Genomic DNA, 13,254 nt, shown 5'->3' with positions numbered 1-13,254 from the left:
ATGAGTAGCGAATTGCGGACCCGCAGCATCGTGGGCGTCGCGCTGATCGCGGTGGCGCTGGGCGCGTTGCTGTCGGGCGGCCTGATCTTCTGGACGCTGCTGGTGGTGGCGGGCGTGCTGATGCAGGGCGAATGGGGCGACCTGACCGGGGCGACCCCGGAGCAGCGCAAGGCGGCGATGTTCGCCGTGTCGATCCCGCTGGCCTTGCTATGCCCCTATGCGGCCGGAATCGATTGGCCGGTGCTGATCGCAGGCGCGGCGGCATTCTTCTTCATCCTGTTCACCAGCCGCAGCCTGAAGCTGGCGCTGGGCATCCCCTATGTCTGCCTGCCGATCGTGGCGTTGCTGTTCCTGCGCGGGCAGGCGCCCTATGCCTATGGGCTGTTGCTGGCCTTCTGGACGCTGGGGCTGGTGTGGGCGACGGACATCGGCGCCTATTTCGCCGGCCGGTCGATCGGCGGGCCGAAGCTCGCGCCACGGGTCAGCCCGTCCAAGACCTGGGCGGGGCTGGCGGGCGGCGTGCTGGCGGTGCTGGTGCTGGGGTTCCTGCTGCATCGCTTCGCCGACCTGCCGATCCAGCTGGCCGCGGCGAGCGGCGTGCTGGCGGTGGCGGCGCAACTGGGCGACCTGCTGGAAAGCGGGATGAAGCGCAAGGCGGGGGTGAAGGATAGCGGCACGTTGTTGCCCGGCCATGGCGGGGTGATGGACCGGCTGGACGGGGTGGCGACCGCCGCGCCGCTGGCGGCCTTGCTCTATATCCTGCTGGTGCAGGGCGGATGAAGCGGGTTTCGATATTCGGCGCGACCGGGTCGGTCGGCTTGTCGACGCTGGACCTGATCCGGCGCGCGCCCGACGATTATAAGGTCGTCGCGCTGACCGCGAACAGCGATGTGGACAGTTTGGCGGCCCTGGCGCGCGAGACGGGCGCGCAGGTCGCCGTGATCGGGCAGGCGCGGCTGCATGGGGCGCTCAAGGCGGCGCTGGCCGGGTCGGGTGTCGAGGCAGCGGCAGGCGAGGAAGCGCTGGTCGAGGCGGCGGCGATGGACGCGGACTGGACCATGGCGGCGATTATGGGCTGTGCGGGCTTGCGGCCGACCATGGCGGCGCTGAAGGCCGGGCGCACGGTGGCGCTGGCCAACAAGGAGTCGCTGGTGTCGGCGGGCGCGCTGATGATGGAGGCCGCGGCCGCATCTGGCGCCACATTGCTGCCGGTGGACAGCGAGCATAATGCGATTTTCCAGTGCCTTGCCGGCAGTAGCTTGGACGATGTCGCAAGGATCACCCTGACCGCGAGCGGCGGGCCGTTCCGTACCCGCAGCCGGGCGGAGATGGCCGACATCACTCCGGCGCAGGCGGTGGCGCATCCCAATTGGTCGATGGGCGCGAAGATCAGCGTCGACAGCGCGACGATGATGAACAAGGGACTGGAACTGATCGAGGCGGCGCATCTGTTTCCTGTCGGCCTCGACCGGATCGAGATATTGGTTCACCCGCAATCGGTGATTCACTCGATGGTCGAATATCGCGACCGGTCGACGCTGGCGCAGTTGGGGTCGCCCGACATGCGGATTCCGATCGCCCATGCGCTGGCCTGGCCGCAGCGGATCGCGACGCCATGCCAGCCGCTGGATCTCGCACGCATTGGCAGGCTCGATTTCGAAGCACCTGATATGGAACGCTTTCCGGCGCTGCGCCTGGCGCGGCAGGCGGCCGAAGCGGGCGGCGCGATGCCCGCGATTTTGAACGCGGCCAATGAAGTGGCGGTCGCCGCTTTCCTGGCGGGGCGGATCGGCTTCCTTGATATCGCCATGATTGTAGAGGATGTGTTGAACCGTTATAGCGCGGCCAGCCCTTCCGTTATCGATGATGTGCTGGCGGCTGACGGCCGGGCGCGCATGGAGGCGGGCCTAGTGATGGAAAGATTGACGGCTTGATCCACAATCCTGGTTTCCTGCTGACCGCACTCGCCTTTGTGGCGGTCATCGGACCGCTCGTCTTCGTCCATGAGCTGGGCCATTATCTGGTCGGCCGCTGGTGCGGGGTGAAGGCGGAGGCGTTCTCGATCGGCTTCGGGCCGGAGCTGTTCGCCTGGGTCGACAAGCGCGGCACGCGCTGGCGCGTCGCGGCGTTGCCATTGGGCGGCTATGTCCGCTTCAAGGGCGACATGAACGCGGCGAGCATGACCGATCCGGCCTGGCTGGAAATGTCGGCCAAGGACCGGGCGGAAAGCTTTCCCGCCAAGCCGCTGTGGCAGCGCGCCGCGATCGTCGCGGCCGGGCCGGCGATCAATTTCCTGTTCGCGATCCTAATTCTGGCGACCTTCGCCTTCGTCCATGGCGAAAGCCGGACGCCGGCGGTGGCGGGCATGGTGCAGCCGGGTAGCGCGGCGGCGGCGGCGGGCATCAAGGCGGGCGACCGCATCGTGTCGCTGGGCGGCCGTGACATGGCGACCTTCGACGATATCCGCCTCTATGCGCAGATTCGCCCCGGCGAGCCGGTGGCGATGGTGATCGAGCGCGACGGCAAGACCTTCGCGCGCGACGGCAAGATCGGCAGCGTCACAGAGGATGACGGTTTCGGCAACAAATTTCAGATCGGCCGTTTGGGTCTGGCGCCCGGCGATCCGGTGATCGAGCCGGTAAGTCTGCTGCGCGCGCCCGTCGTCGCGGTCGAGCGCACCGGACAGATCGTGCGGACGATGGTCGAGACGATGGGCCAGATCTTCACCGGCGGCCGTTCGGTCAAGGAACTGGGCGGGCCATTGAAGATCGCGCAGGTTTCCGGGCAGGCGGCGACGCTGGGCATCGAAAGCTTCATCTTCTTCGCTGCGCTCATTTCGATTAACTTGGGGTTCATCAACCTCTTGCCAATTCCCATGCTGGATGGCGGGCATCTGCTCTTTTACGGGATCGAGGCGGTGCAGCGGCGCCCGGTCAGCGCGCAGGCGCAGGAATGGGCCTATCGGTCCGGTCTGGCGGTACTGATGGCGATGATGCTGCTGGTGACTTTCAACGATTTGTCGTCTTTCGGGCTTTGGAAGAGCCTGTCCGGCTTGATCGGTTGACGCGCATCGGGCAGGGAAGCCCGGTTTGGCGTCGTCTGTGTCGGCGGAAACATTGTATCGGAATTTTGAGGTGAAGCGGGTGACAGCGATGAAGAGCAGCTTGAGGCAGCGCCCGGTCGTGGCCGCCCTGTTGGCGACGACCATGATCGCAGGACTGCCCGCAGTCCCCGCGATGGCGCAGCAGGCGTCCGCGCCCGCCGCCCCGCTGGCGGCGCCGGCATCCACCCCGGCCCCGGTCGTGGCCGCGCCGCAGGGCACGATCCGCGCGATCACCGTCACCGGCACGCAGCGGCTGGAGCCGGACACGGTCCTGTCCTACACCAAGCTTCGCATCGGCCAGCCCTACAGCCAGGAAAGCCTGGATCAGGGCCTGCGCGACCTGTACGAGACGGAGCTGTTCGCCGACGTCCAGATCCGCAACGACAATGGCAACCTCACCGTCGAGGTGAAGGAAAACCCGGTCATCAACCGTATCGTCCTGGAAGGTAATAAGCGCCTGAAGGAAGACAAGATCCGGCCGGAAATCAAACTCGCCCCGCGCCAGATCTATACCCGGTCCAAGGTGCGCGCCGACGTGGCCCGCATCGTCGAGCTGTATCGCCGCCAGGGCCGCTTCGCTGCGACGATCGAGCCGAAAATGGTCCAACTGGACCAGAATCGCGTCGACATCGTGTTCGAGATTTCGGAAGGGCCCAAGTCCAAGGTCCGCCAGATCAACATTATCGGCAACGACAAGTTCAAGGACGGCGAACTACGCAGTCAGATGGTGACCAAGCAGTCGCGCTGGTTCCGCCTGTTTTCGTCGGGCACCAGCTATGATCCCGATCGCCTGGCTTATGACCAGCAGAAGCTGCGCCAATTCTACCTGACCGAAGGCTATGCCGATTTCCGCGTGATTTCCGCCGTGGCGGAACTGACGCCGGACAAGCAGGACTTCATCATCACCTATGTGGTGGAAGAAGGCGACCGCTACAAATTCGGCGACGTGAAGGTCGAATCCGACATTCGCGACCTGTCGGGCGACCTGCTGACCAAGCGCCTGCCGATGAAGAAGGGCGACTGGTACAACGCCAAGCAGGTCGAGGATACGGTCGATACGCTGAGCGAGACGGCCGGCCTGTTCGGCTATGCCTTTGCGGACGTGTCGCCCGATTTCAACCGCGAGAAGGAATCGCTGACGATGGGGATCAACTTCCGCATCGCCAACGCCCCGCGCGTCTATGTCGAGCGGGTCGACATCAACGGCAATACGCTGACGCAGGACAAGGTCGTGCGCCGCGAGTTCCGTTTGGCCGAAGGCGACGCCTTCAACAGCTTCCTGGTGAAGCGGTCGAAGGACCGGATCAATTCGCTTGGCTTCTTCCAGGAGAAGCTGGACGTCGAGCAGAAGCCCGGTTCCGCGCCCGACCGCATCATCCTGGAAACCAATGTGCAGGAAAAATCGACCGGCGAATTGTCGCTGTCGGCGGGTTTCTCGTCGCTGGAACGCTTCATCGTGTCGGCGTCGATCACCCAGCGCAACTTCCGCGGCAAGGGCCAGGAACTGCGCACCTCGGTCAATTATTCGGCCTATAGCAAGTCGGTCGAGGTCGGGTTCACCGAACCCTATTTCATGGACAAGAATATCGCGCTGGGCGGCGACATCTATCGTCGCGACCTGAACAGCTTCCGCTATCTGACCAATAACGATCGCGACACGACCTACGAACAGACCACCACCGGCTTCCAGTTGCGCGCGGGCGTGCCGATTACCGAATATATGTCGCTGGCGCTGCGCTACAGCCTCAATTTCGACGATGTGACGCTCGACAAGGATACTTATTATTCCGATACGGACGGCGATGGCACGACCGAGTGCGATCCGCTGCTGGCGGGCCGCTATCTGTGCGACGCGATCGGCAAGCGCACGACATCTTCGCTCGGCTATTCGCTGATCTACGACACGCGCGATAACCGCATCCGTCCGACGCGCGGCCAGAATGTCACGCTGAGCCAGGATTTCGCGGGTCTGGGCGGCAGCGTGAAATATGTCCGCACCCGTTTGTCCGCGTCCAAATATGTGCCCTTGGGTAGCGGCTTCATCTTCTCGCTGTCGGGCGAGGGTGGTTACATCCACAGCCTGGAAGGGGAACGACGCGATTCGACGGGGCAGTTGGTCGACAAGATCCGCCTGACCGACCGCTTCTTCCTGGGCGAACCCCAGTTCCGCGGTTTCGACATTCGCGGCGTCGGCCCACGCGTGAAGCGCTATTATCTGACGGCCGAAACCAACGAAGCCGGGACTACCACCGGCTACGTCAAGAGCAACGGCAACAACAATGTTTCCGACGACGCATTGGGCGGCAAGATCTATTATCTCGCCCGCGCCGAAATCGAAATTCCGTTGGGGTCGGGCGCGCGCGAAATGGGTCTGCGGCCTTCGATCTTCATGGATGCAGGCGCCGTCGCCGGATTGAAGAATCCCGGCACGATCGACTTTGCCGGCTATTGCGCACCCGGAACCGGCGCAGCGGGAACGACCACGGTCAAGGCCGGGGGCACGCCCTATGCGCCGACTTGCCCGACCAACTACAGCTTCTCCGGCGGCAATTTCGTGGAAGAATATCTCGGCGACACGCTCAAGCCGCGTCTGTCGGTGGGCTTTGGCGTCAACTGGAACTCGCCCTTCGGCCCGTTCCGCATCGACATCGCCAAGGCCCTGTTGAAAGAACCAGGGGACGACAACAAGCTCATCACCTTCAACGTAGGGACTCAATTCTGATGCAGACGATTTTCAAGGCCGCAGCGCTCGTTTTCGCGCCCATGACCGCCATCGCCATGACCGCCGTTCCGGCCGTCGCCCAGACCAAGCAGGGCCTGGCCGTGGTCGACCTGGAGGAAGCCGTCGCCAAGAGCACGGCCTTCACCACCGCGATCAGCCAGATGCAGACCACCTACAAGCCGCAGATCGACGCGCTGAACACGCGCCGCACCGCGATCGAAACGGACCTGAAGACCAAGGGTGATGCCCTGCAGGCCGCGCTGAAGGCCGCCGCGAACAAGCCGACCCCCGCGATCGAAACCCAGTATCAGCAATATCAGCAGGCCCAGCAGGCCGGCCAGGCCGAATTGCAGCGCATGAGCCAGCCGATCAGCCTGGCCCGCGCCTATGTCGAGGAACAGATCGTCGCCAAGCTGGACGACGCGCTGAAGGCCGCGACCGCCAAGACCAAGTCGGAAATCGTGTTCAAGAAGGCCGCGACCGAAAGCTTCGGCGCGGGCGCGGACATCACTCCTGCCGTCACCACCGAACTGAACGCCCTGGTCCCCAGCGCGTCGATCACCCCGCCCGCCGGCTGGCAGCCCGGTGGCCGTCAGGGCCAGGCGGCTCCCGCTCCGGCGACCCCGGCGCAGGCGCCCAAGTCGCGCTGATAAAAATGACGGGAGAGGTTGAAACGACCGCGCGTGGCCCGATGGATGTCCGTCGGGTCATGGCCGCGCTGCCGCATCGGTATCCGATGCTGCTGATCGATCGGGTGGTGACGCTGGTGCCCAGCCAGTCGATCCACGCGATCAAGGCGGTGTCGGTGAACGAGCCGTTTTTCCAGGGGCATTTCCCCACCCGGCCGATCATGCCCGGCGTGCTGATCGTGGAAGCGATGGCGCAGGCGGCGGGCGTGCTGGCGGTGGAATCGATGAACCTGGCCGATTCGGGCAAGCTCGTCTATTTCATGAGCATCGACGGCGCGAAGTTCCGCACGCCAGTGGAGCCGGGCTGCCTGCTCGACCTGCATGTGGAAGTGACGCAGAATCGCGGCGCGATCTGCAAGTTCAGCGGCAAGGCGATGATCGAGGGCAAGCTGGCGGCGGAAGCCAATTTCGTTGCGATGATCAGCGATCCGCCCAAGGATTGATTATGCCCAGCGCCCCGGTTCGCGCCGGGGCTTTGTTCTTGCCAAGGCGCGCCGAACCCGCTAACGGCGCGCCTTCGCTATTTTACACGCATCCACAGCCGGTCGGAACCGGCACATTACGGAGCATATGCCATGAAGGCCGATACCCACCCCGACTACCATCTGATCACCGTCCAGATGACCGACGGCACCACCTTCCAGACGCGCTCCACCTGGGGCAAGGAAGGCGACACGATGGCGCTCGACATCGATCCCAAGTCGCATCCGGCCTGGACCGGCGGCAACCGCCAGCTCGACACCGGTGGCCAGGTGGCGCGCTTCAACAAGCGTTTCGGCGGTCTGACGCTGAAGAAATAATCGGCCTTCGATGGTTGAACGAAAGGGCGCCCGCGAGGCGCCCTTTTTTGTGCCTGTATTTTCCGGGGGGGGGGCGGGAAAAAAGGGCCTCCAGCAAAAAGCTGGAGGCCGAGGTTCAGGGGAGGATCAGCGGCGACAGAAGGGGGATCTGTGTAGGGCGCCGCTGACGAGGAGGCTTCTGGGCGTAGAATGATGCAGGGAAATGTCAGCGATGTTGCTGGCGGGGCCGTGGCTGAAATCTTGTCTCAGGCCGCCGTGCGATCCGCGTCCAGGAACGCGGCCACATCGTCCAGCGCCACATCCTTCGACAGGAAGGTCTGGCCGATGCCGCGCGCGAGGAGGAAGGGGAGGGTGCCGGCGGCCATTTTCTTGTCATGCAGCATATGGCCGACCAGTGCCGCGCCGCCCGCGCGCACATGGGCGGTAGCGAGGTCATGGGGGAGGCCGACGGCTTTGAGATGCGCGGTGACGCGGTCGGCATCCGCCTGCGCACAAAGGCCAAGGCGCGCGGAGTAGCGGAAGGCGAGCGCCATGCCGGCGGCGACGCCCTCGCCATGGAGCAGCGTGTCAGAAAAGCCGGTGTCGGCCTCCAGCGCATGGCCGAAGGTGTGGCCGAGATTGAGCAGGGCGCGGCGGCCCGATGTTTCGCGCTCGTCATCGGCGACGATCGCGGCCTTGGCCTGCACGCTGCGCTGAATCGCGATGGTGCGGGCGTCGGGGTCGCCGGCCAGCAGCGCCTGGGCGTTGGCGGCGCACCAGTCGAAGAACTCAGGATCGTCGATCAGGCCATATTTGACGACTTCGGCATAGCCCGCGCGGGTTTCACGGGGGGGCAGGCTGTCGAGCGTCGAGGGATCGATGAGGACCAGGGCTGGCTGGTAGAAGCTGCCGATCAGATTCTTGCCGGCCTTCGCATTGATCGCCGTTTTGCCGCCGACCGACGAATCGACCTGGGCCAGCAGGGTAGTGGGCACCTGGATGAAGTGGCAGCCGCGCTTGAGGATCGAGGCGGCGAAGCCGACCAGGTCGCCGATCACGCCGCCGCCCAGCGCCACGATATGGTCGCCGCGTTCGATCTCCAGGGCCAGCAGCGCGTCGAGCAGTTGCTCCAGATGGCGCCAGCTCTTGGTCTGTTCGCCCGGCGGCAAAATGATCGGTTCGACCGCGATGTTTGCGGCGTGCAGGCTGGCGTCGAGGCGCGGCAGTTGCGCGGCCGCGACATTGGCGTCGGTGACGACGACCAGCCGGCCCTTGCGCGCATAGGGGGCGAGCGTATCGCCGGCGCGGTCGAGCGCGCCCTGTTCGATCAGGATATCATAGCTGCGCGCACCCAGCGCGACGCGGACTAATGCCATGCGGTCAATTGCTCCATGATGCGTTCGACGGCGACTTCATGCGGGGCGGCGATGCTTTTCACATGAATGGGCGCGAGCGCGTAGACGGGGTTGCGGACCGCGGCCAGCTCCGTCAGCACGACCCGCGGGTCGCGATTCTTGAGCAGCGGGCGGCTTTCGCGGCGGGCGACGCGATCGACCAATATGTCGATGTCGGCGTCCAGCCAGATGGCGGTGGCGGCTTCCAGGATCAGGCGGCGCGTCTCATCCTGCATGAAGGCGCCGCCGCCCGTCGCGATCACCTTGGGCGCGCCGTCCATTAGCCGGGCGATGACGCGGCGTTCGCCGTCGCGGAAATAGGATTCGCCATAGCGTTCGAAAATCTCCGCCACGGTCATGCCGGCGGCCTTCTCAATCTCCTCGTCCGCATCGACGAAGTGGAGGCCCAGACGCGCGGCAAGGCGGCGGCCGACCGTGGATTTGCCCACGCCCATCATGCCCACCAGGACGATGGGACCGCGCCGGGCCTGGCTCTGCGGGATTTTGCTGTTTCGCTGCATGGCTTGCGGGGCTATACAGCCAGCCGTCACAGAGGCAAATCGCATCTTTCTTTGTCGCCCGGCCTTCAACGCCCGGCCAGCCATAGCCAAGGACCTATGAAGAATAATCGCAACTTCAGCAGTTTTGAGGGCGGCAATCGTCGTCGTGGCTCCAGCCTGCCGATCATCCCCATCGCGCTGGTCGTGCTGGTCATCGCCCTGTTGGCCTTTTTCTGGTCGCGCGGGGGCGAGCAGCCGCAGCAGCGCGTCGAGAAGGTCATCCCCGCCGAGAAGCTGGGCCAGTAAGGCGGATGCGCTGGCCGCGCGGTAATGCGAAATGGGCGTTGGGCAGCTTCGCGCTGGCCCTGACGCTGCCTGTCGTCGCGCAGCAGGCGCCCGAATCGCTGCTGCCGCCCGGTTTCGGCGATGCGCCCGAAGCCCCGGCGCCGCCGCCGGTGCGGCCGACGCCCGGTGCGCCGGCGGTGTCGGGCGCGCCCGCGGCCCCCCCCGCGGCCCCCATGGTGCAGCCGCTCAACCCGGCGACCCCGCCCGACCTGTCGTTGGCGGACGCGGCGCAGAACGCCGCCGAGGCCGAAATGACGCCCGAAGAACTGGCGGCGCAGAAGGCGAAATATGACCTGCCCGACACGGCGCGCCGGTCGCTGGACCGGATCGGGCCACTGACGCCGCAGACGCGCGGGTTCGAGCCGGACGCATTCGGCGGCGAATCGGGCAAATATCTGGCCACGCTGATGAAGCAGACGCATGCGCCGATCGTGTCGCGCTGGGCCTCCATCCTGCTGCGCCGGGCGTTGCTCAGCGCGGTCGATACGCCGCGCGACATTGACGGGGCGGACTGGACGGCGGAGCGTGCCTGGCTGCTGCTGCGCATGGGCGAGGCGGACAATGCCCGGCTGATGGTGCAGAGCGTCGATCCTGACCGTTATTCGCCGCGCCTCTATGCGATCGCGATGCAGACCTATCTGGCGACGGCCGATCCGGCGGGCCTGTGCCCGCTGTCGCCAGGCGCCCTGCGGTTCACCAAGGAACCGGGTTGGGACATGACGCGGGCGATCTGCCCGGCGCTGTCGGGCGACCAGGGGACGTCGAGCGGCGCGCTGAACCAGGCGCAGCGGCGCGGGGTCGTGCGCGGCATCGATTATCGACTGGCCGAGAAGGTGGTCGGCACCGGATTCAATGCGCGCCGGTCGGTGAAGATCGAATGGGACGGGGTTGATCGGCTGACGGCGTGGCGATTCGGGCTGGCGACGGCGCTGAACGTCGAGATACCTGACGCATTATATGGCACGGTCGGATCGCATGTCCGCGCGTGGGAAGCGCGCGCGCCGGCGTTGAGCGCGGTCAAGCGGCGGCCGGGCGTGGACATCGCCGCGCGGCTGGGCGTGCTGTCCAGCGCGGCGCTGGTCGGCTTCTATGGCCAGATGGGCACTGACGGCGATGCGCCCGGCGACCTGGCGGACCGGATCGAGACGCTGCGCGCCGCCCATGCCGGATCGACCGTGGGCGACCGGATCGGCGCGATGCGGTCATGGTGGCGCGATGGCGCGAAGCCCGATTATCTGGGGCTGGTCGCGACGGCGCGGGCCGCAGCGGCGCTGCCGGTGGCGCAGGCCGATGCGCAGGATGCGGCCAATCTGGTCGCGGCGATGCTCGCGGCCGGATACGACCGCAACGCCGCGCGCTGGGCGCGGGCGATCGGCCAGTTGGACGGCGCGGGCGCGTCGCAATTCTGGGCCTTGCTGGCGGTCGGCGCGCCCAGCCCGGTGGTGGATATCAACAGCAGCCGGGTGTCGGGCTATGTCGGCGACGTCGGCGTGGAGAAGGGCCGGATGCTGATCGCGGCGCTGGCCGGCCTGTCGCGTCTGTCGGGTGAGGATGCCGCGTCGCTGGCGCAGGATAACGGCTTTGCGCTGGGCGCGAACAGCCGTTGGGCGCGCGCGATCGGCGCGGCGGCGCAGCGGGGCGAGAAGGGCACCGTGGCGTTGCTGGCGGCGGTCGGTATGCAGGGTAATGACTGGAGCCGCCTGCCGGCCGGGCATCTCTATCATGTCGTGGCGGCGTTGCATCGCGTCGGGCTGGACCCCGAAGCGCGGATGATCGCGGCCGAGGCGATCAGTCGCACCTGAATATGGGACAGGATGACGTGGGACAGGATGACGCCATCCTGATCGATCGCTTCCTGGAGATGATGGCGGCGGAGCGGGGCGCGTCGCGCAATACTTTGCTCGCCTATCGCGCCGATTTGACGGGCGCGGGCGATCTGCTGGGCGGGCTGGCCGGGGCGGACAAGGATGGGCTGGGGACGCTGGCGGCGGCCTGGGCCGACCTCGCCGCTTCATCGGTGGCGCGCAAGGCGTCGGCGCTGCGGGCTTTCTACGCCTTTCTGGAGGAGGAGGGGCTGCGTGGCGACAATCCGTCCGCCGCGCTGCCGCGGCCGACGACGCGCCGGGCGCTGCCCAAGATATTGTCGGTGGCGGAGGTCGATCGTTTCTTCGCCCATATCGCCGAGCGGCTGGACGTCGCGCATCCTGCGGCGGCGGACCTGCGGCTCGCGGCGCTAATCGAGCTGCTTTACGGGTCGGGGCTGCGCGCGACGGAACTGATGTCGCTGCCGCGCCGGGCGCTGGCGGCGGACCGGCCGTTCCTGATCCTGAAGGGCAAGGGCGCGCGCGAGCGGCTGGTGCCGATTTCCGACCGGGCGCGGGCCGCCGTCACCGCCTGGCTTCCGCATGTGCCGGCAGATAGCGCGTGGCTGTTCCCGTCGGGGAAGAGCCATTTGAGTCGTATTCGCCTCTATCAGTTGGTCAAGGCGCTGGCAGCGGCCAGCGGCATCGCGCCGGAACGGGTCAGCCCGCATGTGCTGCGCCATGCGTTCGCCACCCATTTGCTGGAAGGCGGGGCCGATTTGCGCGCGTTGCAGATGATGCTGGGCCATGCCGATATCGGCACCACGCAAATCTATACCCATGTCGACAGCCGGCGGCTGGTCGAACTGGTCAACAGCCGCCACCCGCTGGCGGGAATGAGCGCGAACTTCCCGCATCCCCGCGTTGACGGCGACGCGCCAGCGCCTTAACGCTCCGGCCATGGTAAGCTTTCTGGAATTCGAAAAGCCGATCGCGGAGCTGGAAGCGCGCATCGTCGAGCTGCGCGCCACCGCCAGCGTGGGGGACATCAACATCGACGGCGAGATCGCGACGCTGGAAAGCCGCGCGGCCAAACTGTTGTCGGACACTTATGCCAAGTTGACGCCGTGGCAGAAGACGCAGGTGGCGCGGCACGCCGAACGCCCGCACTTCAAGGACTATGTCGCGGGCATGTTCGACAATTTCATGCCGCTGGCGGGCGACCGCGCCTTTGCCGACGATCAGGCGATCATAGGCGGCTTCGCGATGCTGGGCGAGCGCAAGGTCATGGTGATCGGCCATGAAAAGGGCGACGATACCGCCAGCCGTGTGCGCCACAATTTCGGCATGGCCAAGCCGGAGGGCTATCGCAAGGCGATCCGCCTGATGGAACTGGCCGACCGGTTCGGCCTGCCGGTCGTGTCGCTGGTCGATACGTCGGGGGCATTTCCTGGCGTGCAGGCGGAAGAGCGCGGGCAGGCCGAGGCCATCGCCCGGTCGACCGAAGCCTGCCTGAAACTGGGCGTGCCGATGATCGCCGCCGTGGTGGGCGAGGGTGGCTCCGGCGGCGCGATCGCGCTGGCGGCGGCGAACCGCGTGCTGATGTTCGAACATGCCATCTATTCGGTGATTTCGCCCGAAGGCTGCGCGTCGATCCTGTGGCGCACCGCCGACAAGGCGAGCGACGCGGCGACGGCGATGCAGGTGACGGCGCAGCATTTGAAAGGCCTGGGCGTGATCGACCGGATCGTGCCGGAGCCGGTGGGCGGCGCGCATCGCGATCCGGTGACGGCGATCGCCAATCTGGGCGCGGCGATCGACGCGGAACTGGCGTCGCTCGACGGGCTGGGCGCGGACGCGCTGCGCACCGACCGGGCGGACAAGTTCCTCGCCATCGGGGCGTAAGGCTTTCGCCATGAC

The 13,254-nt window shown here is 66.3% G+C and carries 13 protein-coding genes; 11 read left to right on the top strand and 2 right to left on the bottom strand.

Annotated features, from left to right (window positions below):
- The 7 genes from sphantq_RS04600 to rpmE all read left to right on the top strand — a co-directional run bounded on the left by sphantq_RS04600 (nucleotide 1) and on the right by rpmE (nucleotide 7,314).
- A complete protein-coding gene (locus sphantq_RS04600) occupies nucleotides 1–780 on the top strand; it encodes a phosphatidate cytidylyltransferase (protein WP_272799707.1) in 780 nt (259 codons plus the stop codon).
- Entirely contained in the window at nucleotides 777–1,934 is a 1,158-nt protein-coding gene (locus sphantq_RS04595; RefSeq protein ID WP_272799706.1) for a 1-deoxy-D-xylulose-5-phosphate reductoisomerase, read from the top strand. The genes sphantq_RS04600 and sphantq_RS04595 overlap by 4 nt, the downstream gene beginning before the upstream one ends.
- Nucleotides 1,931–3,064: an RIP metalloprotease RseP gene (rseP, locus tag sphantq_RS04590; RefSeq protein WP_272799705.1), complete on the top strand. Its 1,134-nt coding sequence runs from the start codon at nucleotides 1,931–1,933 to the stop codon at nucleotides 3,062–3,064. The genes sphantq_RS04595 and rseP overlap by 4 nt, the downstream gene beginning before the upstream one ends.
- Nucleotides 3,065–3,152: 88 nt before the next feature.
- Nucleotides 3,153–5,825, top strand: a complete 2,673-nt coding sequence (gene bamA / locus sphantq_RS04585) for an outer membrane protein assembly factor BamA (protein WP_272800180.1) — start codon at nucleotides 3,153–3,155, stop codon at nucleotides 5,823–5,825.
- Nucleotides 5,825–6,475: an OmpH family outer membrane protein gene (locus sphantq_RS04580; RefSeq protein ID WP_066603795.1), complete on the top strand. Its 651-nt coding sequence runs from the start codon at nucleotides 5,825–5,827 to the stop codon at nucleotides 6,473–6,475. Before bamA ends, sphantq_RS04580 begins: the two co-directional genes overlap by 1 nt.
- A 5-nt stretch (nucleotides 6,476–6,480) precedes the next feature.
- Nucleotides 6,481–6,957: a 3-hydroxyacyl-ACP dehydratase FabZ gene (fabZ, locus tag sphantq_RS04575; RefSeq protein WP_066603792.1), complete on the top strand. Its 477-nt coding sequence runs from the start codon at nucleotides 6,481–6,483 to the stop codon at nucleotides 6,955–6,957.
- Nucleotides 6,958–7,089: 132 nt separating this feature from the next.
- Nucleotides 7,090–7,314, top strand: coding sequence for a 50S ribosomal protein L31 (gene rpmE / locus sphantq_RS04570; RefSeq protein WP_007709952.1), 225 nt, complete (start codon nucleotides 7,090–7,092; stop codon nucleotides 7,312–7,314).
- A 245-nt stretch (nucleotides 7,315–7,559) separates the two neighbouring features.
- Here rpmE and aroB read toward each other — a convergent pair whose 3' ends face one another.
- Nucleotides 7,560–8,669 carry a 3-dehydroquinate synthase gene (gene aroB, locus sphantq_RS04565; protein ID WP_066603789.1) on the bottom strand — a complete coding sequence of 370 codons (1,110 nt, stop codon included), beginning with the start codon at nucleotides 8,667–8,669 and terminating at the stop codon, nucleotides 7,560–7,562.
- A complete protein-coding gene (locus tag sphantq_RS04560; protein WP_066603787.1) occupies nucleotides 8,660–9,208 on the bottom strand; it encodes a shikimate kinase in 549 nt (182 codons plus the stop codon). The genes aroB and sphantq_RS04560 overlap by 10 nt, the downstream gene beginning before the upstream one ends.
- A gap of 96 nt (nucleotides 9,209–9,304) precedes the next feature.
- Between sphantq_RS04560 and sphantq_RS04555 the strand changes: the two genes are divergently transcribed.
- Genes sphantq_RS04555 through sphantq_RS04540 form a run of 4 tightly spaced genes read left to right on the top strand, consistent with a single transcriptional unit; the run spans nucleotide 9,305 to nucleotide 13,239 of the window.
- Nucleotides 9,305–9,493 (top strand): cbb3-type cytochrome oxidase assembly protein, encoded by a 189-nt coding sequence (locus tag sphantq_RS04555; protein ID WP_066603784.1) that lies wholly within the window; start codon nucleotides 9,305–9,307, stop codon nucleotides 9,491–9,493.
- Between the two features lie 5 nt (nucleotides 9,494–9,498).
- Nucleotides 9,499–11,334 (top strand): hypothetical protein, encoded by a 1,836-nt coding sequence (locus tag sphantq_RS04550; protein ID WP_272799704.1) that lies wholly within the window; start codon nucleotides 9,499–9,501, stop codon nucleotides 11,332–11,334.
- A gap of 2 nt (nucleotides 11,335–11,336) precedes the next feature.
- Complete coding sequence (locus sphantq_RS04545; protein WP_408021495.1) at nucleotides 11,337–12,284, top strand: tyrosine recombinase; 948 nt, start codon at nucleotides 11,337–11,339, stop codon at nucleotides 12,282–12,284.
- Between the two features lie 10 nt (nucleotides 12,285–12,294).
- Nucleotides 12,295–13,239: an acetyl-CoA carboxylase carboxyltransferase subunit alpha gene (locus sphantq_RS04540; RefSeq protein ID WP_066603780.1), complete on the top strand. Its 945-nt coding sequence runs from the start codon at nucleotides 12,295–12,297 to the stop codon at nucleotides 13,237–13,239.
- The last annotated feature ends 15 nt before the right edge of the window (nucleotides 13,240–13,254 follow it).

This window comes from Sphingobium sp. AntQ-1 (genome assembly GCF_028538045.1).
In the GTDB taxonomy this organism is placed as follows: Bacteria; Pseudomonadota; Alphaproteobacteria; order Sphingomonadales; family Sphingomonadaceae; genus Sphingobium; species Sphingobium cupriresistens.
This window is presented reverse-complemented; position numbering and strand designations above follow the sequence as displayed.